We start from the raw sequence: 18,461 nt of genomic DNA on the forward strand, positions 1-18,461 counted from the left end.
GTGTCCTCCGGGGGCGGTATCGGGTGGTATCCGACGTGGATACCACCCGATACCGCCCCCGAGGCGTGTCGGGAGCCCGGGTTCGGCTCCCTAGAGTGGGGTGCATGGCCCACGCATCCGAGACCCCCCTCGCCTACCGCGCCCCCGCCCCGCATCCGGACGACGACGGCGGCCCGCGCCGGGACGCCCGCGAGGAGAAGTCGGGCCGCAAGCGTCGTCTCGAGTACCCGCCCGCACCGGAGCCGCTGCCGGTGCCCGTCGTGGACAACCACACGCACCTCGACTTCCGCGACGGCCTGGTCCGCGTGGACGTCCACCAGGCGATGGACGCGGCGGAGGCCGTGGGCGTGACCGGGGCGGTCCAGGTGGGCTGCGACGTCGCCTCGGCCCGGTTCACGATCGCGGCGATCGAGGCCGAGCCCCGCCTGCTCGGCGCCGTGGCGCTGCACCCCAACGACGCGGCCCGCCTGGCCGAGCGCGACGAGTTCGAGGACGCGTTCGCGGAGATCGCCGAGCTCGCCCGCCACCCCCGCGTGCGTGCGGTGGGCGAGACGGGCCTCGACTACTTCCGGACGCAGGACGAGGCCGGCCACGCGGCGCAGCAGGAGTCCTTCCGCCGGCACATCCGGCTCGCCCGCGAACTCGGCACGGCCCTGCAGATCCACGACCGGGACGCGCACGACGACGTCGTCCGGATCCTGCTCGAGGAGGCGGCCGACGGCGGGCTGCCCCCGCACGTGGTGTTCCACTGCTTCTCCGGCGGGCCCGATCTGGCCCGCACGTGCGCCGAGCACGGCTGGCACATGTCCTTCGCCGGTCCCGTCACCTTCAAGGCCAACGACGAGCTGCGCGAGGCGCTGCGGATCGCCCCGGCCGAGCTGCTGCTCGTGGAGACGGACGCGCCCTTCCTCACGCCGCATCCGCATCGGGGTCGCCCCAACGCGCCCTACCTGATCCCGCTGACCCTGCGGGGCATGGCGGAGACGCGCGGCGACGACGTGGACGCCCTCGCCCGCGCGGTGAGTGAGAACACCGCCCGGGTGTACGGCTCGTTCTAAGCCGATCCAGACCCGGCCCCTAGGATGGACGACGTGCTGACCCGACTCCTCAAAGCCCGGCTGCCCGAGGGAACGCAGTACCTGGTGGACCGCCCCATGCGGATCCGCCTCGTGTTCGTGGTCCTCGGGTCCCTCCTCGTGGCCGGCCTCGAGATGGTGGCGCTCGCCTCGATCCTCCCGCTGGTCAGCCTGCTGACCTCGGGGGAGCTGGGCTCCCCGGCGCTCGAAGGGCTGCTGGCCCGGTTCGGGGCCGTGACGGTGCCGGAGCAGACGGTGGCCTTCGCCGTCGTGATCGTGCTGGCCTTCCTGCTCAAGGCGATCCTGGTGCTCGCGTTCCGCTGGTGGACCATGGGGTTCACCAACCAGAACCTGATCCGCACGTCCGCCACGCTGCTGCGCTACTACCTGCGGGCCGACTACGGCCTGCACCTGACGCGCACTGTGGGCACCCTGGTCAACAATGTCACCGGCACCTCCAGCATGGCGTACACGGGCGTGGTGAACGCGTCCGTCACGTTCCTCACGGAGGCCGTGACGCTCGTCGCGGTGGCGGTCGTGGTGGGCGTCTCCATGCCGCTGACGGGGCTCGGGATGGCCCTGTACTTCCTCGCCGTCGCCTGGGTGATCAAGACCGTGATCCGCCGCCCGGCCTCCCGCTTGGGCTGGACCCTGGTGACCGCGGGGGAGCGGGCCAACACGGCGGCGCTGCAGGGCCTGGAGAACTACAAGGACGTGAAGATCCGCGGCAACGACTCGGCCTTCATGGAGGAGTACCGCGCGGCCCGCATGGAGAGCGCCGAAGCCACGCGGCTCAAGATGATCCTCACGATGATGCCGCGCTACGTGCTCGAGGTCGCCTTCGTGGCCGCCATCGCGGCGCTCGTGGCCGTGGCCTTCATCCAGGGCCGCGGCGGGGAGGCGTTCGGCTCGCTCGCCCTGCTCGCGATGGCCGGCTTCCGCGTGCTGCCGTCCATGGCGGCGCTCATGGCCACCACCAACGAGATCCGCACGTCCTGGCCGGCCTTCGAGCGCACGACGGCGGAGCTCGCCGCCGCGCAGCCGGTCCTGCACGCGGCGGACCGGCCCTACGAACGCATCACGTTCGAGGAGGCCATCGAGGTGCGGGACGCGTCCTTCACCTACCCCGGCAAGACCGAGCCGGTCCTGCGCGACATCGACCTGCGCATCCCCTTCGGCTCCTCGTACGCCTTCGTGGGCGGCAGCGGTGCCGGCAAGACCACCCTGGTGGACCTGGTCATCGGCTTCCACCACGCCCAGCGCGGCGGGGTCTACGTGGACGGGGTGGAGCTCGAGGCCAACCCGCGCGGCTGGTGGGACAACGTGGCGTTCGTCCCGCAGTCCGTCACCGTGGTCAACGGGACGGTGCTGCACAACGTGCTCCTGGACGTCGAGGCCGCCCAGACGGCGGACCGGGCCGAGGTGGAGCGCGTGCTGCGCGAAGCCCAGCTGGGCCAGTGGCTGGACGAGCTCCCCGACGGCCTGGACACCGTGATCGGCGAAGGGGCCGTGGGCGTCTCCGGCGGCCAGCGCCAGCGCCTGGGCATCGCGCGCGCGCTCTTCCGGCGCCCCCGCCTCCTCGTGCTCGACGAGGCGACGTCGGCCCTCGACAACCTCACGGAACGCCGGGTGACCGAGGTGATCGAGTCGCTGCGCGGCCGGATCACGGTCATCGTGGTCGCCCACCGTCTCTCCACGGTCAAGCGCTGCGATCAGATCGTGCTGATGGACCACGGTCGGATCATCGGCCAGGGCACGTTCGCCGGGCTGCAGGAGACGAGCCCCGAGTTCCGCGAGCTCGTCCGGCTCGGTGACCTCTCCACCTGAGCGGACCCCGCGCCGCTGCGTCCCGGCTACCCCGTCCGGCGCCCCGATAGACTCGCGGGCATGGTCCAGCCCTCCCCGCACCCCGCCCCCGCCCCGCTGCTGAGCGCCGCGGACGTGCGGCGCATCGCCGCCGAGCTGGACCTGCGTCCCACCAAGCAGTGGGGCCAGAACTTCGTGATCGACCCGAACACGATCCGGCGCATCGTGCAGGCCGCGGACGTGACCGCGGACGAGCACGTGCTGGAGATCGGCCCCGGACTGGGCTCGCTCACCCTCGGCCTGCTGGACGCGGCCGCCGCCGTCACCGCCGTCGAGATCGACCCGGTCACCGCCGCCCGCCTGCCGCGCACCGCCGCCGAGTTCCGCCCCGGGGCCGAGGACGCCCTCGCGGTGCTGCACGCGGACGCCATGACGCTGAGCGAGCAGGCACTGGCCGAGGTCCGGCCCGCTGCCGCCGCCGGCGGCCCCACCGCGCTCGTGGCGAACCTGCCCTACAACGTGGCCGTGCCCGTGCTGCTGCACGCGCTCGCGGTCCTGCCGGGGCTGCGGCACGGCCTGGTGATGGTGCAGGAGGAGGTCGCGGACCGTCTCGCGGCCGGGCCCGGCTCCAAGGTCTACGGCGTCCCGTCCGCCAAGGCGGCGTGGTATGCGGACGTGCGCAAGGCGGGCACCATCGGCACCCAGGTGTTCTGGCCCGCTCCGCGCATCCACTCCGGGCTGGTCGCCTTCACCCGGCGCGAGCCGCCGGCGGGCAGCACGTCCCGCCGGGAGGTCTTCGCCGTGGTGGACGCCGCCTTCGCCCAGCGCCGCAAGACCCTGCGCGCCGCGCTCGCCTCCTGGGCGGGGTCGCCGCAGGCGGCGGAGGACGCCCTGGTGGCCGCCGGCGTGGACCCGCGCGCCCGCGGCGAGGCCCTGGACATCGCGGCCTTCGCGCGGATCGCCGAGCACGGCCCGCGGCGTGCGGCGGAGGAGGTGAGCGCATGACGACGGAGGACCTCGGCCTCGACCCCACGGCCCGGCACGTCACGGTCAGCGCCCCCGGCAAGGTGAACCTGTCCCTGCGGGTGGGACCCCCCGGCGCGGACGGCTACCACCCCGTGGCCACCGTGTACCTGGCCGTCAGCCTGCGGGAGACCGTCACGGCGATCGCGCGCGCGGACGGGAGGATCACCGTCGGCCCGTCGGGCCGCCACATCAGTCTGGTGGACACCGAGGACGTGCCCTGGGACGAGCGCAACCTCGCGCACCGCGCCGCCGCACACCTGAGGCACACCCTCGGACTCGATCCTGACAGCCACGGCGTCCACCTCGAGGTCGCCAAGCAGGTCCCGGTCGCGGGCGGCATGGGCGGCGGCTCCGCCGACGCAGCCGCCGCGCTGCTCGCGTGCAGCGTCCTGTGGGAGACCGGGCACACCCGCGCCGAGCTCGCCGAGCTGGCCGCCCCGCTGGGCGCGGACGTGCCCTTCAGCGTGCTGGGCGGCGCCGCCGTCGGGCTCGGGACCGGGGCCGAGCTGACCCCCGTCGCGGCCCGCACCCCGGTGCACCTCGTCCTCGTCCCGGCGGACGCCGGGCTGTCCACCCCCGTGGTGTTCCAGACCCTGGACGAGCTGCGCCGGGAGGGCCACCTGACCGACGGGCCGACGCGCCCGGAGGTGAACGAGGCCGTCCTGCGGGCCCTCACCGCGGCCGACCCGCTCGAACTCGCCACCGCCATGGACAACGACCTGCAGACCCCGGCCGTCGTCCTGTTCCCCGAACTCTCGGACGTCCTCGACCTCGGTCTGGACGAAGGCGCGCTGCGCGGCATGGTCTCCGGCTCCGGCCCCACCCTGCTCTTCGTGGCGCAGGACGAGGCCTCCGCGCTGCGGCTGGCCTCGGCCATCGAGGAGCGCACGGGCGTGCGCGCCCTCCCCGTCCACGGCCCCGTGCCCGGCGCCCACGTGCTGTGACGCCCGGCGGCGCACCCCGCCGCCCCTGACCACCCCTCCTCCGTCCGGAAAGGACCACTCCCTCCATGGCCCACCTGCTCGGCGCCGAGAACATCGGCATCGCCTTCGGAACCCGCACCGTCCTCGAGGGCCTCTCCCTCGGCGTGGATGAGGGGGACCGGATCGGACTCGTGGGCCGCAACGGCGACGGCAAGTCCACCCTCATGCGCATCCTCGCCGGCCTCCAGGAACCCGACACGGGCCGCGTCACCCGTCGCGGCGGCGTCCGCGTGGGCGTGCTGGACCAGCAGGACCGGCTCGACCCGGAGCACACCGTGCGTCAGGCCGTGGTCGGGGACGTGGACGACCACGTGTGGGCCTCGGACCCCAAGGCCCGGGACGTCCTGGGCGGTCTCCTCGACGGCTTCGACCTGGAGCAGTCCGTGCGGGGCCTCTCCGGCGGCCAGCGCCGTCGCGTGGCCCTGGCCCGTCTGCTCGCCGGGGACGACGACGTCCTCTTCCTCGACGAGCCCACCAACCACCTGGACGTCGAGGGCGTCGCGTGGCTCGCCCGCCACCTGACGCAGCGCTGGCGCCCCACCGACGGCGGCCTCGTGGTGGTCACCCACGACCGGTGGTTCCTCGACGAGGTCTGCACGCGCACGTGGGAGGTGCACGACGCCACGGTGGACCCGTTCGACGGCGGCTACGCGGCGTGGGTGCTCGCGCGCGCGGAGCGCTCCCGGCAGGCGGCGGTGACGGAGCAGAAGCGTCAGCAGCTGGTGAAGAAGGAGCTCGCCTGGCTGCGCCGTGGCGCCCCGGCGCGCACGTCCAAGCCGAAGTTCCGCATCGAGGCGGCCAACGCCATCATCGAGGACGTCCCCGCCCCGCGCGACTCGGTGTCCCTGGCGAAGATGGCCACGGCCCGGCTCGGCAAGGACGTCCTCGACCTCGAGCACGTGAGCCTGACGCTGGGGGAGAAGCCGATCCTCGACGACGTCACCCTGCGCCTGGCGCCCGGCGAGCGGCTCGGCGTGGTCGGCGTCAACGGTGCCGGCAAGTCGACCCTGCTGCGCCTGCTCGACGGCCGCATCGCCCCGGACTCGGGGCGGGTGAAGCGCGGCAAGACGGTGGTCTCGGCCACCCTCACCCAGGACGTGAAGGAGCTCGACGACGTCGCCCACCTGCGCGTCGCCGAAGTCATGGCCCGCGAAGGCTCGTCCTTCCAGGTCGGTGACCGCGAGATGTCCTCCGGCCAGCTGCTCGAGATGCTCGGCTTCGGCACCTCCCGGCAGTGGACTCAGGTCTCCGAGCTCTCGGGCGGCGAGCGCCGGCGCCTGCAGCTGCTGCGCCTGCTCGTGGGCGAGCCCAACGTCCTCATGCTCGACGAGCCGACCAACGACCTGGACACGGACACCCTGGCCGCCGTCGAGGACGTGCTGGACGGGTGGCCGGGGACCCTGGTGGTGGTCTCCCATGACCGTTACCTGCTCGAGCGCGTCACCGACCACCAGGTCGCCCTGCTCGGGGACGGCAAGGTCCGCGGCCTGCCCGGCGGGGTGGATCAGTACCTCGAGCTGCGCGCCGCGATGGACGAGGCCGGCGGCCCGGCCCGGGGAGCCGGCGCAGCTCGGGGCCGCAACGACGTCGTCGGGACGTGCGCGGGCATGGGCGGGCCGGAGGAGGACACCGGGCCCACCGAGGCGGAGCGTCGGCTGGCCCGCAAGGAGATGGCCCGGCTCGAGAAGCAGATGACCCGGCTCCGGGACCGGAGGTCCGGCCTCGAGGCGCGGATGGCCGAGCTGGGGCAGGCGCAGGACTTCGACGCCCTCACCGCGGCCTCCGCCGACCTGAAGGACCTCGACGCGCAGCTGGACGTCCTGGAGGAGGAGTGGCTGCAGGCCGCTGAACTCGCCGAAGGAGACTGACGGGCGGGCGCGCACAGGAGGGTGCGGCGGCCGTCACAGCCATTCACAATTTCCGTCCTATAATCGGGGGCCGGGGCACGGCACCCTGCCCGGCCCACATGACGTGGACCATCCCCCCGCGTCAGGACGGAGGAGCAGAGCGTGTTCGCGAGCCCCGGTGACGAGTCGACCGCGCTCCGCATGGGCTCGACCGCCCGCGGTCGTGTCCTGGGCCGGCCCTGGGAGCGAGGCCTTCCGCGACTCGTCCTGGTCGTGGACGTGGTCGCGGTCCTGCTCGCCACCTTCGTGTCGGCCCAGCTCCGCTTCGGCGGACCGCGGCGCACCACCCTCCCGGGCGCCGCACTCGTCGACTACAGCGTCATCAGCCTCGCGCTGAGCGCGGCCTGGGTGCTCGCGCTGACCATCCAAGGCTCCCGGGACATCCGGATCTTGGGGGTGGGCACCGAGGAGTACAAGCGGGTCCTGCAGGCCACCCTGTACCTCTTCGGCACCGTCGCGATCCTCGCCTATGCGGCAGGTCTCGAAGTGGCGCGCGGCTACGTGGGCCTGGCTCTGCCGCTGGGCGTGCTCCTGCTCCTGCTGGGCCGGTTCCTCGTGCGCGGGTGGGTGGCGCGGCAGCGACACCGCGGCAGGTTCCGGCGACGGCTCCTGCTCGTCGGCGGCCCGAAGGCCGTCCGGCACATCTTCGAGGCCCTCGACTCCGAGGCCGGCGCCGGATACGCCCCCGTGGCGGCGGCCCTCCCCGGATACAAGACCCGGCAGGAGGACTACCTCCCGATACCGGTCTCCACGGACCTGGACACCGTGGAGGACGTGGTCGCCCACGTGGAGGAGCGCGACGTCGAAGCCGTGGTGATCACCTCGGGCCACCCGTTCGTCCCCTCGGACGTCCGCCGACTGGGCTGGGAGCTGCAGGAGCGCGGCGTCTCCCTGATCATGGCACCCGCCCTCGTGGACGTCGCCGGACCCCGCCTCCACACGCAGCCCCTCGCGGGTCTGCCGCTCATCCACCTCTCCACCCCGCGCCTCTCCGAGGGCAAGGCGTTCGCCAAGCGGGCGTTCGACGTCGTCGCGTCGGGTCTGGGCCTGATCGCCATCTCGCCGCTGCTGGTCGCCGTTGCGATCGCGGTCAAGGCCACGGACGGCGGGCCGGTGCTGTTCCGGCAGGAGCGCATCGGTCTCGGCGGCAGGCCGTTCACCATGCTCAAGTTCCGTTCCATGGTGGTGGATGCCGAGGAGATCCGGCAGCGGCTCGTCTCGGACGGCGGGGATGCGGACGTGCTGTTCAAGATGAAGGACGACCCGCGCATCACCCGGGTCGGCAAGCTCATCCGCCGCACCAGCATCGACGAGCTGCCCCAGCTCGTGAACGTGCTGCGGGGGGACATGTCCCTCGTGGGCCCGCGGCCCCACCTGCCGCACGAGGTCGAGGCCTACGAGCAGTACGTGCACCGCCGCTTCCTGGTGCAGCCCGGCATCACGGGGCTGTGGCAGGTCTCCGGCCGGTCCGACCTCCCGTGGGAGGAGGCGGTCCGCCTGGACCTCTACTACGTGGAGAACTGGTCCATCCTGGGCGACCTCGTGATCCTGGGGCGGACCGTCAAGGCCGTGATCGCCGCCGACGGCGCCTATTGACCCCGGATCCGCGCGACCCGTGTGGAAGAATGGGCCGTCGTCGCCGCCCCCTGGGGTCCGGCGCTCCGCCCTGGTGTAATGGCAGCACGCCGGCCTTTGGAGCCGTGCGGTCTAGGTTCGAATCCTAGGGGCGGAACCCCCGTCCGCTGACCCCCACCGGTGCAGGAGCCCCCATGTCCCAGCCGTCCGCCCGTCCCTCCGCCGTGATCGTCCTGGCCGCGGGCCAGGGCACCCGCATGAAGTCGACGACGCCGAAGATCATGCATGCGATCGGGGGGCGCTCCCTCGTGGGCCACGCGCTCGCGGCGGCCTGGTCGCTCGCGCCGGAGCACCTCGTGGCCGTGGTCCGGCACGAGCGGGCCCGCGTGGCCGAGCACCTCGAGACGGTGGCGGCCCAGCTGGGCATCGACGCGCTGGCGATCGCCGACCAGGACGACGTGCCGGGCACCGGCCGCGCCGTCGAGCTGGGCCTGGCCGCCCTGCCCGCGGACATCGAGGGCACCGTCGTGGTGACCTACGGCGACGTCCCGCTGCTGACCCCGGAGACGCTCGCCCGCCTCGTCGCGGACCACGAGGCGGACGGCAACGCCGTCACCGTGCTCACCGCCACCCTCGAGGACGCCACCGGCTACGGCCGCATCGTCCGCGACGCCGAGGGCCTCGTGGAGCGGATCATGGAGCACAAGGACGCCCTCGCCCACGCCGAGTCCACGGGGGACGACTCCTTCGTGGCGATCCGCGAGGTCAACTCCGGCATCTACGCCTTCGACGCCGCCCTGCTGCGCCGCACCCTGCCGGAGATCTCCACGGACAACGTGCAGGGCGAGAAGTACCTCACGGACGTGCTCGGCATGGCCCGCGCCGAGGGCGGCCGCGTCGCCTCCGTGGGCACAGACGACGTGTGGGAGGTCGAGGGCGCCAACGACCGCCGGCAGCTCTCCGACCTGGGCCGCCAGCTCAACGACCGCGTGCTGCGCGGCTGGATGAAGGAGGGCGTCACGGTCGTCGACCCGTCCTCCACGTGGGTGGACGTCACCGTCTCCCTCGCCTCGGACGTCACGCTCAAGCCCGGCACCCAGCTGCATGGGGCGACGTCGGTGGCCACGGGCGCCGTCGTCGGCCCGGACTCCACCCTCACGGACACGCAGGTGGGGGAGGGCGCCGTGGTGAAGCGCACCGACGCCACGGAGGCCGTGATCGGCGCGGGTGCGACCGTCGGCCCGTTCACCTACCTGCGCCCGGGCACGGTGCTGGGGGAGGATGGCAAGATCGGCGCGTTCTACGAGACCAAGAACGTGACCGTGGGCCGCGGCGCCAAGCTCTCCCACCTGGGCTACGCCGGGGACGCCGAGATCGGCGAGTACACCAACATCGGCTGCGGCAACATCACCGCCAACTACGACGGCGTCGCCAAGCACCGCACCGTGATCGGCGCGCACGTACGCACCGGCTCGAACACGGTGTTCACGGCCCCGGTCTCGGTGGGCGACGGCGCCTACACCGGTGCCGGCGCGGTGGTCCGCGACGACGTCCCAGCCGGCGCCCTGGCCCTGAACGCCGTGGCGCAGCGCACCATCGAGGGCTGGGTGCCCGCCAAGCGCCCGGGCACCTCCTCGGCCGAGGCCGCGCGGGCCGCCGGCGCGGAGGGCCCCGGCGCTCAGGGCTGACCCCGCGCGCCCGACAAGAGGTCGGCGTGTCACAACCGTACCGATTCCGGTACGGTTGTGACACCAGAGATGAGGTGGTGATCCCGTGACGTATCGTGACGATCTGTGGGACGTGGCTGCGGGGAACCACGGGGTCATCACCACTACGGAAGCGGAGGAGGCGGGCGTGCCCGCCGTCGAGGTCCGCAAGCTCGCCCAGCGCGGCGTTCTGCGGAGGCTGGCCCACGGGGTGTACCTCCATCGCCAGGTTCCCCGCGACCGGTTCACGGACGCGGCGGAGGCCGTGGCCACGGGCGGTGAAGATGCATTCCTGGACTGGGACGCAGTGCTGTCACTGTACGACCTCGCCCTGGTCGATCCCTCCGTCGTACGGGTGGGCGTGACGAGGCGGTACCGCGGCTCGCCGCGCGCGCATGTACGAGTGACACGACGCCGTCCCCCGCCGGGCGACGAGGACCTCACCTTTCACGGCGGCGTGCGAGGCCTCACGATCAACCAAGCCCTTCGTGAGGCACTCGACCGCATCCCTCTCGAGCGCGTCGCCGCTGCGATCGAGGAGGCCCGCGCGCGCGGGCTGCTCACGGTGGGCGAGGCGAGGAGCTTGAAGAAGGACCTGGAGGCGCGGCAGAACGGTGGACATCGTGGCGGTCGATGACGTGGTCGTGGGCCTGGGCGATCTGGGAGCTCGAGGTGCGCCCAGGAGCGAAGGCCAACTCAACCGTCGACTGGAGGCGATCGCTGACGCGATGGGCGTTCCGGTGGACCGGGCGCGCCGGTTGCTGGGAGCAGTGATCGTGGCGCAGATGTTGCCGGAAGGCGTCGTAGTCAAGGGTGGAAATGGCGTTCGACTCCGACATGGAGCCACCGGGACGCGGGCGACCCGGGATCTCGATCTACTGGCTCGCGATCCCCAGCAGGCGCTGAAGGACTTGACCGGGTTCGTCGACCGGGGATGGGGGGCCGCGCCCGGGAGCAAGAGAGAACTCAAGGCCGACCCGGCTGCGACCCGGGTGGCCTTCTTCGGCACGGTGCATGAGGACGATCCTGCGGAGCCTCTCGGAGTGCCCGATCCCTACGTCCTGTCACGAGCGAAGGTGACCCTGCATTTTCTCTCCGCGAGGACAAGTTGGGTGTCGGTCCCGATCGAGATCGGGCGCGACGAACTCGAGGGCAGCACGCTGGCGCAGCCAGTCGAGGTCGTGGCACCCCAGGTCGCGGAGGCGGTCACCGCGTTGGGATGTGGAACACCGCGGTCTGTGGCCGTGATGGCTGTCGAGCAGCAGCTCGCACAGAAGATCCATGCCGTCACGGATCCACATCAGACGCGAGGCCACGATCTCGTGGACATCCAGTTGCTCTGGCATGGGGCGGAGGCCGAGGGTGGTGTCGACATCCCGTTGCTCGCAGATCTCGTCAGCCGTACTTTCATGTTTCGGTCACCCGGCCGGACTGCGGCAGGACACACACCGCATGAGTGGCCGCCTCCGGTCGCTCACGTCCGGACTCTCGAGCAGGGGTACCTGGATGCGCTGGAGGAGACACGAGTGGGTGCGGAGGGACAGGCCAGGCTCCTGCAGCCGCGCGTGTCCGACGCGGCGGATTGGCTGGAGTCGTTGATCACAAGGATCGCGCGGGCCGCCGGCGCCGAGGGCTCCGGCGCTCAGGGCTGACCCCGCGCGCCCTAGGATGGGTGCGAGGACCGGGCCCCTCAGGCGGCCCGCTGGACGTCGGCCGCGCGCCGCCGCCGGGCATGGAACGTGCAACCACGAAGGATGATGAGGACGTCATGACGGAGCTGAGCCGCAGCGAGGACAAGCGACTGGTGCTGGCCACGGGCCGCGCCCACCCCGAGCTCGCGCAGGAGATCGCCGAGGAGCTGGGCACCGAGCTGCTCCCCATGAGCGCCTACGACTTCGCAAACGGCGAGATCTACGTGCGCTCGGGCGAGTCGGTGCGCGGCAAGGACGTGTTCATCATCCAGTCGCACCCGGCGCCGCTGAACAACCACCTCATGGAGCAGCTGATCATGGTGGACTCCATGAAGCGCGCCTCCGCCCGCCGCATCACAGTGGTCTCGCCGTTCTACCCGTACGCCCGCCAGGACAAGAAGGGCCGCGGCCGCGAGCCGATCTCGGCCCGCCTCGTGGCGGACCTGTACAAGACCGCCGGCGCCTCCCGCGTGATGAGCGTGGACCTGCATACCGCCCAGATCCAGGGCTTCTTCGACGGCCCGGTGGACCACCTGTTCGCCATCCCGCTGCTGGCGGACCACATCCGCTCCAGCGTGGAGGGCGAGGAGGTCACGGTGGTCTCCCCGGACACCGGTCGCGTGCGCGTGGCGGAGCAGTGGGCGGACCGCCTGGGCGGCGTGCCGCTGGGCTTCGTGCACAAGAGCCGGGACCTCACCGTTCCGAACAAGGCCGAGTCCAAGACCGTGGTCGGGGACGTCGAGGGCCGCGTCTGCGTGCTGATCGACGACATGATCGACACCGGCGGCACCATCGCCGGCGCCGTGCAGATCCTCAAGGACGCCGGCGCCAAGGACGTCATCATCGCCGCCACGCACCCGGTGTTCTCGGACCCGGCCGCCCAGCGTCTCGGCGAGTGCGGCGCCCGTGAGGTCGTGGTGACCAACACCCTGCCCATCCCGGAGGAGAAGCGCTTCGAGACCCTCACCGTGCTCTCGATCGCCCCGCTGATCGCCCGCGCGATCCGCGAGGTCTTCGAGGACGGCTCGGTCACCAGCCTCTTCGACGGCGTCGCCTGACCATGGCCGAGCGCGTCGAGCCGGCCCACGGGGACGACGGCGGCGCGGTGGCCGCGCCGCAGCCTCACCGTCCGCGCCTGCCGTTCTGGGCCTCCCTGCTGCTGAACGTGGTGGTGGCCCTCGCGGTCGTCGCCGTGGTGCAGGCCCTGTGGGTGAAGGTGTACTCGGTGCCGTCCGGCTCGATGGAGAACACCCTCGAGGTGGGGGACCGCATGCTGGTCAACCGCACCGCCTACCCGGACGGGATGGCCGACTCCCAGGACGTGGTGGTCTTCACGGCCAACGAGGACTGGGCACACCCCATGCCACCGGAGGGGGCCGTGGAGAACGTCGTCCGCACGTTCGGCGACCTCACCGGCATCGGCCGCTCGCACGAGCAGGCGTTGGTCAAGCGCGTGGTCGGCACCGCGGGGCAGACCGTGGAGTGCTGCACCGCCGAGGGCGCGGTGACGGTGGACGGGGAGCCCCTGGACGAGCCGTACATCCACAACGACCTGCCGTTCCTCCGGGACGAGCTGGACTGCGAGTCCGAGGTGATCTCCGCGCGCTGCTTCGGCCCGGTCACCGTGCCGGAGGACTCGATGCTCGTGCTCGGCGACCACCGCTCCAACTCGGCCGACTCCGTGATCGCGTGCCGCGGCATCCCCGCCGACCAGGCCGGGGACTGCGCGCGCTTCGTCACCCGCGAGGACATCGTGGGCGAGGTCTTCGTGACGGTGTGGCCGCCCACGCACTGGGGCGGGCACTGACACGCGCAAGTGGTTGAAATCCAGCGAAAGGGCGCCGATATAGTGGATCTTCATCGGTTGAGGGGCATGACGAAACCGCGCCAGAGGTTGGCGAGGCTCATCGACGACGCCCATGTGGCGGCTGAAGCCGTACGGTTAAGGGGGCACGGACAGTGGTTGGAAACCTACTGGTTTGACCTTCACCCGAACTTCGGAGATCGCCTGACTCAATGGATTCTGCCGGCCTACGGGATTCTTCCCCGTCGTCCCGGCAGGAAACCCACTCAAGCCGTCGGTGTTGGGTCAGTTCTTGGCTGGCAGGATTCGAGCTTCAACGGGTATGTGCTCGGCTCAGGCTCGTTGGAGACATTGGAGAAGCCCCTCTGCAACGCGCGTTTCACTGCCGTGCGGGGGGAGCTGACGCGTGTCGGCGCGGGGGCACCACTCGACACTCCTCTGGGAGACCTGGGTCTGCTTGCTCCGCGGGTGTTCGGCACACCAGCCCGCGTCCCACGCATCGGTTTGATTCCGCACCTCTCCCATCGGGGTAGCGAGTGGGTCGAGCGCTTGCGCGCCGACAACCGGATCGAGGTCATCGACGTTCGCCGTTCGCCCCACACAGTGTGCCGCCAAATCGGTGCCTGCATGGCGATCATCACGTCTTCCCTGCACGGCCTTATCGTTGCGGACGCCTACGGTGTTCCAGCGGTATGGGGGCTCCCCACGCCGATTCTCCTGGGATCTGATCACAAGTTCCGCGACCATCACACCGCCATTGGCCTGGATCCTAGCGACCGGTTCGTGGATCTGGAAACAACCACCGTGGACGACGCCCTCGACCGTGCTTTGACGCCAGACGATTCGAAGATCGTCGTGGTCCAGGACCTCCTTGAAGAGGGGCTGCGTGGACTTCATCAAGAATTGTCCACAGAGCGGAGAGAGTAAGACGCGTTGCCCGGGGATCTGTACCCGCCCTTATCCAGCGGCATCCCGCGGAACGCGTAGTACAGGGGCGTCGTCGGAGCGGGCTGTGGGGCGGCCCGGGTCAGAGAGCGACGTCGACGAGCCCGTGCTCGGCCAGTGCGGTCAGGGCGGCGGCCACCCGGGCCTCGGCGTCCTCGGGCACGGGTCCTTCGGTGCGGAGGCAGGCCACCACGTCGGCGGCCGTCCGCGGCTCGTCCAGCAGGAGCCAGACGGACGGGCCCAGACCTTCGAGCACGACCAGGCGGTCCGAGGCGAGCAGGACCAGGCGGCCGCTGTCGGTCAGGATGCCGTCGTCGACGGCGCAGCGGGACACCGCGCCCGGGACCGCCGCACCGACCGAGGCCCGCAGCTCTTCCTCGGTGAGCGCCCCCCAGGCGGGGGTGACGGGCGTGGGCGGGGCCGCCAGGAGGCCGTCGACGACATCCCGCAGGTCCTCCGCTTCGGCGTAGACCAGGCGTTGGGCGCCGCCGACCGCGTCGAGGACGCGGCAGAGCGTCACGAGACCGCGGGGGAGCAAGGAGAGGGAGGACGTCTGGGGGACGAGCGCCCCCAGCGCAGCCACGAGCTCTATGGCCTCCGCCCGCGGCGTCACCGGGCCTGCCGGATCCCGCACGCGGTCCAGCACGGCGATCCGGGCCAGCCGGGCGTCGGGGAGGGTCGGACCGAGACCCAGGTCGTCCGGGCCTCGCTGGGTCTTCGGGCGCACCCCCCGTGACCCCAGCAGGGACAGCGGCTTGGGGTAGGGCGTGACGGTCAGGCCGTCCGGTGCGATGATCGCCGTCTCGTCGGTGAGGTAGGCGAAATGGGGTCCCAGCCGGCGCGTGGCCGTCGTCTTGCCCGTCCCGGACGCCGCCACCAGGACCATCGCCGCCCCGGTGTCCGGTGCGGCGAGGCACGCGGCATGGAACAGCAGGTGGGTGCCGCGGGCGGACTCGATCGCCCGTGAGGTCGCCAGGAACACCAGGTCCTCGTGCCACTGGAGCCACGGACGCGCGGCGCCGGCGCCCCGGTGCGCATCCGCGTCGGCGGGCGACTCCACGGCCTCCACACCGCACCGGGCCCAGGACGCGATGACCTCCGCGCGCTCGTCTCCTGTGAGGCCGCTCACCGTCACGGCATCGAGACCGGTGCCGATGCGCAACGCGGTGGTCTCGCTCATGGCTTCGTCCTCCCCCTGGGCGCCGGGCATGGCTCACCCTTTCCATCCCGTGGCTGTCCGGTCAGTGTACTGAGAGCCGTGCGGGCGGCCATGGCGCCGCCCCACTGGCTGGCACGGGTCTTCGCCAGAGCCTCCCTATACTCGACACAGGTTCTCGGGCGCTGAGTGCGCCGTCCATCCGAGCTGAGGGAGGAGCCCGCATGGCAGCCCAGTCGCCCACGGCGGCGGTGACCGTGGTGATCCCGCACTACGGCGATCCGGCCCCCACCCTCGCCCTCGTCGACCGCCTGCTGAGCGATCCCGGAGACGCGCTGGCCGCCGTCGTGGTCTCGGACGACGCCTCGCCCACCCCGTACCCCGAGGCGCACGATCCGCGTCTGACCGTGGTGCGCCGCGAGCGCAACGGCGGCTTCGGGGCGAACGTGAACACCGGCCTGGCCGCGGTCACCACCGAGCTGGCCCTGGTCCTCAACTCGGACGCCGAGATCACGGGGGCGCAGATCGACGCGCTGGTGGCCGCTGCCGCTCCGTATCAGCCGGCCGTGGTCAGCCCGCAGGTCGTCAACGAGGACGGCACGCCGCAGTGGTCCGGGCGGCACTTCCCCACGGTCCTGCACCAGACCGTCGAGTGGCTGACGCCGCTGGCCCGCTTCCGTCACCTGGACGTGCTCCACGAGGCCGTGGGGCACGACGTCGCGGCGGCCCGGTCCGCCTCGCCCGTGGCGGTCGACTGGGTGATGGGCGCCGTGCTGCTCCTGCCGATGGCGCAGGTCCGCGCCGTCGGCGGGTTCGACGAGGAGTACTTCATGAATTCCGAGGAGGTCGATCTGCAGCGGCGCCTGCGCGAGCGCGGCGTGCCGTCGATCGTGGTCCCGGCCGTCCGTGTGCCGCACGCATCCGGCGGATCCTCCGATCCGCTGCGCCGGCGCGGCTGGCTGGTGGACTCCCGGTACCGCTACGCCCGGAAGTTCGGTCACCCCCGGGTCCTCAAGGCCGCGCTCACCGCGGCCACCGGGGCGAACTTCGCCGTGAACGTGCTCCGGCAGGCCCGGGGTGTGGACGTGGACGCCCGCGCCGTGCTCCGGGACGAGCACGCGCTGGTCTGGAAGGGGAACCACCGATGACATTTGCCTCTCGCCTCGTGGAGTTGCCACCCCGGCTCGCGTGGAAACGCGGCCAGGTGCTGTCTGCGACGCTGTACCGCCGAGCGTTCCGCGACTGGGGCCGGGGCAGCGTGATAGTTGCGCCGTTGAAGGTCAGAGGGACCGACCGGATCTCGGTCGGATCGGAGTGTGCCCTCTACGGTGGGATCTGGCTCGAGGCGGAGGGCGACGGATCCGTCGAGATCAGTGATGGCGTCTACTGCGGCCACGGTGTTCACATCCACGGCGTCGATCGGGTCGTCGTGGGTGCCAGGACGATGCTCGCGGACGGGGTGTTCGTGGGCGCGGGGGGCCATAACCCCGCGGCAAGGATGGCCGTCACCAACGGGGGGCCGATCATGATCGGACGGGACGTGTTTGTGGGTCAGTACGCCATCGTCCTCGGCGGCGTCACGATCGGCGACGGCGCGGTCGTGGGCGCCGGCTCCGTCGTCACGAAGGATGTCCCTGCCGGAGCGGTCGTCGCGGGTGTCCCTGCGGAGATCCTCAAGAACGGTGTCAAGCACACCCCAGCGATCAGAGAAGAGCAGCAGTCATGACGAACTACCTCATCACCGGTGGGGCCGGCTTCATCGGTCAGTACGTGGCGCGGGCGCTGACGCGACGCGGCCACGAGGTGGTCGCGCTTGACACACTCGAGCAGCAGGTGCACGCCGATCCTGAAGGGGCGGCCGCGCGGTTCCCCGGGGACGTCCTGCGCCGCGACGTGAGCGATCCGGCGTCCTGGGCAGATCTGCCGGAGGTCGGAGGTGTCATCCACCTGGCGGCGGAGACCGGGACGGCTCAGTCGATGTACGAGCAGGACCGCTACCGACGCGTCAATGTGGAGGGAACGCGGCTCGCGGCCGAGTTCGCCGCCTCGCGAGGACTTCCTCTCGTGTTCTTGAGCTCTCGCGCCGTGTACGGCGAGGGCCTCGTGGCCACGTCGCCGCTGGCGTCCTCGGACGGCAGGGATTTCGGCCCGGACGGCCTGTTCGTGCCCTCGGGCGAAGACCAGCCGCACGTGCCCCTCTCCGTGTACGGCGAGACCAAGTCCGAGGCCGAGGAGATTGCCCGCACCGCCCTCGCGGACGGCCGCCTCGCCATTCTGCGCCCGCAGAACGTCGTTGGTTTGGGGCAGGCGCTTCACAACCCCTACACCGGTGTGCTGGCGGCGTTCCTAGCCCGCCTCAAGGCGGGGCTGCCGCTCACCGTCTACGGGGACGGCACGGCGACGCGGGACTTCGTGCATGTGTCGGACGTCGCCGCGGCCATCGTCTGGGCGCTAGAAGCCCCCCGCCGCGGAGAGCCCGTGATCGCCAACGTCGGCACAGGGGTCCGTATGGATCTGGACGAGCTGGCCGAGACCGCGCGAGCTGCGGGCCGCGGCCCAGAGGTCGAGATCACCCATGTGGAGGTCCACCGCGCCGGTGACATCGACCATGCCTGCGCGGACATGACACACGCATGGAGCCTGGGCATGCCGCGCCCGCGTCTGACCTCCCAGGAGGCCATCGCAGATTTCATCTCCCATTCGTGGGACTTGGAGGCCGCTGATCCGCGGCTGTGGGACCGTGCACTGGAAGAGCTGACCGAGCGCGGGCTCGCGGAGAGTTGAGC

16 protein-coding genes and 1 tRNA gene are annotated in these 18,461 nt (G+C 71.7%); 16 read left to right on the top strand and 1 reads right to left on the bottom strand.

Going from position 1 to position 18,461, the window contains the following annotated elements; all coding sequences use genetic code 11:
• Positions 1-104 precede the first annotated feature (104 nt).
• The 13 genes from MF605_RS02700 to MF605_RS02760 all read left to right on the top strand — a co-directional run bounded on the left by MF605_RS02700 (position 105) and on the right by MF605_RS02760 (position 14,501).
• Complete coding sequence (locus tag MF605_RS02700) at positions 105-1,058, top strand: TatD family hydrolase (RefSeq protein ID WP_134416332.1); 954 nt, start codon at positions 105-107, stop codon at positions 1,056-1,058.
• Between the two features lie 24 nt (positions 1,059-1,082).
• Positions 1,083-2,903: an ABC transporter ATP-binding protein gene (locus tag MF605_RS02705; RefSeq protein ID WP_242821231.1), complete on the top strand. Its 1,821-nt coding sequence runs from the start codon at positions 1,083-1,085 to the stop codon at positions 2,901-2,903.
• Positions 2,904-2,963: 60 nt separating this feature from the next.
• Positions 2,964-3,887, top strand: coding sequence for a 16S rRNA (adenine(1518)-N(6)/adenine(1519)-N(6))-dimethyltransferase RsmA (gene rsmA / locus MF605_RS02710; protein WP_098093431.1), 924 nt, complete (start codon positions 2,964-2,966; stop codon positions 3,885-3,887).
• A complete protein-coding gene (locus MF605_RS02715; RefSeq protein WP_134416336.1) occupies positions 3,884-4,852 on the top strand; it encodes a 4-(cytidine 5'-diphospho)-2-C-methyl-D-erythritol kinase in 969 nt (322 codons plus the stop codon). The genes rsmA and MF605_RS02715 overlap by 4 nt, the downstream gene beginning before the upstream one ends.
• Before the next feature lie 65 nt (positions 4,853-4,917).
• Positions 4,918-6,759, top strand: a complete 1,842-nt coding sequence (locus tag MF605_RS02720) for an ABC-F family ATP-binding cassette domain-containing protein (protein WP_134416338.1) — start codon at positions 4,918-4,920, stop codon at positions 6,757-6,759.
• Positions 6,760-6,900: 141 nt separating this feature from the next.
• Positions 6,901-8,394 (top strand): sugar transferase, encoded by a 1,494-nt coding sequence (locus MF605_RS02725; protein ID WP_134416340.1) that lies wholly within the window; start codon positions 6,901-6,903, stop codon positions 8,392-8,394.
• A 64-nt stretch (positions 8,395-8,458) separates the two neighbouring features.
• Positions 8,459-8,530, top strand: a tRNA-Gln gene (locus MF605_RS02730).
• Between the two features lie 37 nt (positions 8,531-8,567).
• Positions 8,568-10,061 carry a bifunctional UDP-N-acetylglucosamine diphosphorylase/glucosamine-1-phosphate N-acetyltransferase GlmU gene (gene glmU / locus MF605_RS02735; protein WP_134416342.1) on the top strand — a complete coding sequence of 498 codons (1,494 nt, stop codon included), beginning with the start codon at positions 8,568-8,570 and terminating at the stop codon, positions 10,059-10,061.
• Positions 10,062-10,146: 85 nt separating this feature from the next.
• Entirely contained in the window at positions 10,147-10,716 is a 570-nt protein-coding gene (locus MF605_RS02740; RefSeq protein ID WP_020627445.1) for a type IV toxin-antitoxin system AbiEi family antitoxin domain-containing protein, read from the top strand.
• Positions 10,703-11,731 carry a nucleotidyl transferase AbiEii/AbiGii toxin family protein gene (locus MF605_RS02745; RefSeq protein ID WP_242821232.1) on the top strand — a complete coding sequence of 343 codons (1,029 nt, stop codon included), beginning with the start codon at positions 10,703-10,705 and terminating at the stop codon, positions 11,729-11,731. Before MF605_RS02740 ends, MF605_RS02745 begins: the two co-directional genes overlap by 14 nt.
• Positions 11,732-11,847: 116 nt before the next feature.
• A complete protein-coding gene (locus MF605_RS02750; protein WP_036340441.1) occupies positions 11,848-12,828 on the top strand; it encodes a ribose-phosphate diphosphokinase in 981 nt (326 codons plus the stop codon).
• 2 nt (positions 12,829-12,830) lie between these two features.
• On the top strand, positions 12,831-13,577 hold the full coding sequence (gene lepB, locus MF605_RS02755; protein WP_113914007.1) for a signal peptidase I: 747 nt from the start codon (positions 12,831-12,833) through the stop codon (positions 13,575-13,577).
• A 9-nt stretch (positions 13,578-13,586) separates the two neighbouring features.
• Entirely contained in the window at positions 13,587-14,501 is a 915-nt protein-coding gene (locus MF605_RS02760; RefSeq protein ID WP_134416346.1) for a polysaccharide pyruvyl transferase family protein, read from the top strand.
• Between the two features lie 100 nt (positions 14,502-14,601).
• Here MF605_RS02760 and MF605_RS02765 read toward each other — a convergent pair whose 3' ends face one another.
• A complete protein-coding gene (locus MF605_RS02765; RefSeq protein ID WP_134416348.1) occupies positions 14,602-15,699 on the bottom strand; it encodes a PqqD family protein in 1,098 nt (365 codons plus the stop codon).
• Between the two features lie 200 nt (positions 15,700-15,899).
• Between MF605_RS02765 and MF605_RS02770 the strand changes: the two genes are divergently transcribed.
• The 3 genes from MF605_RS02770 to MF605_RS02780 are packed head-to-tail and all read left to right on the top strand — an operon-like array spanning position 15,900 to position 18,459.
• Positions 15,900-16,823 (top strand): glycosyltransferase family 2 protein, encoded by a 924-nt coding sequence (locus MF605_RS02770; protein WP_134416350.1) that lies wholly within the window; start codon positions 15,900-15,902, stop codon positions 16,821-16,823.
• Positions 16,820-17,401: an acyltransferase gene (locus MF605_RS11950; protein ID WP_134416352.1), complete on the top strand. Its 582-nt coding sequence runs from the start codon at positions 16,820-16,822 to the stop codon at positions 17,399-17,401. The genes MF605_RS02770 and MF605_RS11950 overlap by 4 nt, the downstream gene beginning before the upstream one ends.
• A complete protein-coding gene (locus MF605_RS02780) occupies positions 17,398-18,459 on the top strand; it encodes an NAD-dependent epimerase/dehydratase family protein (RefSeq protein ID WP_134416354.1) in 1,062 nt (353 codons plus the stop codon). The genes MF605_RS11950 and MF605_RS02780 overlap by 4 nt, the downstream gene beginning before the upstream one ends.
• Positions 18,460-18,461 lie beyond the last annotated feature (2 nt).

Source organism: Micrococcus luteus, assembly GCF_022664405.1.
GTDB lineage: Bacteria > Actinomycetota > Actinomycetes > Actinomycetales > Micrococcaceae > Micrococcus > Micrococcus luteus.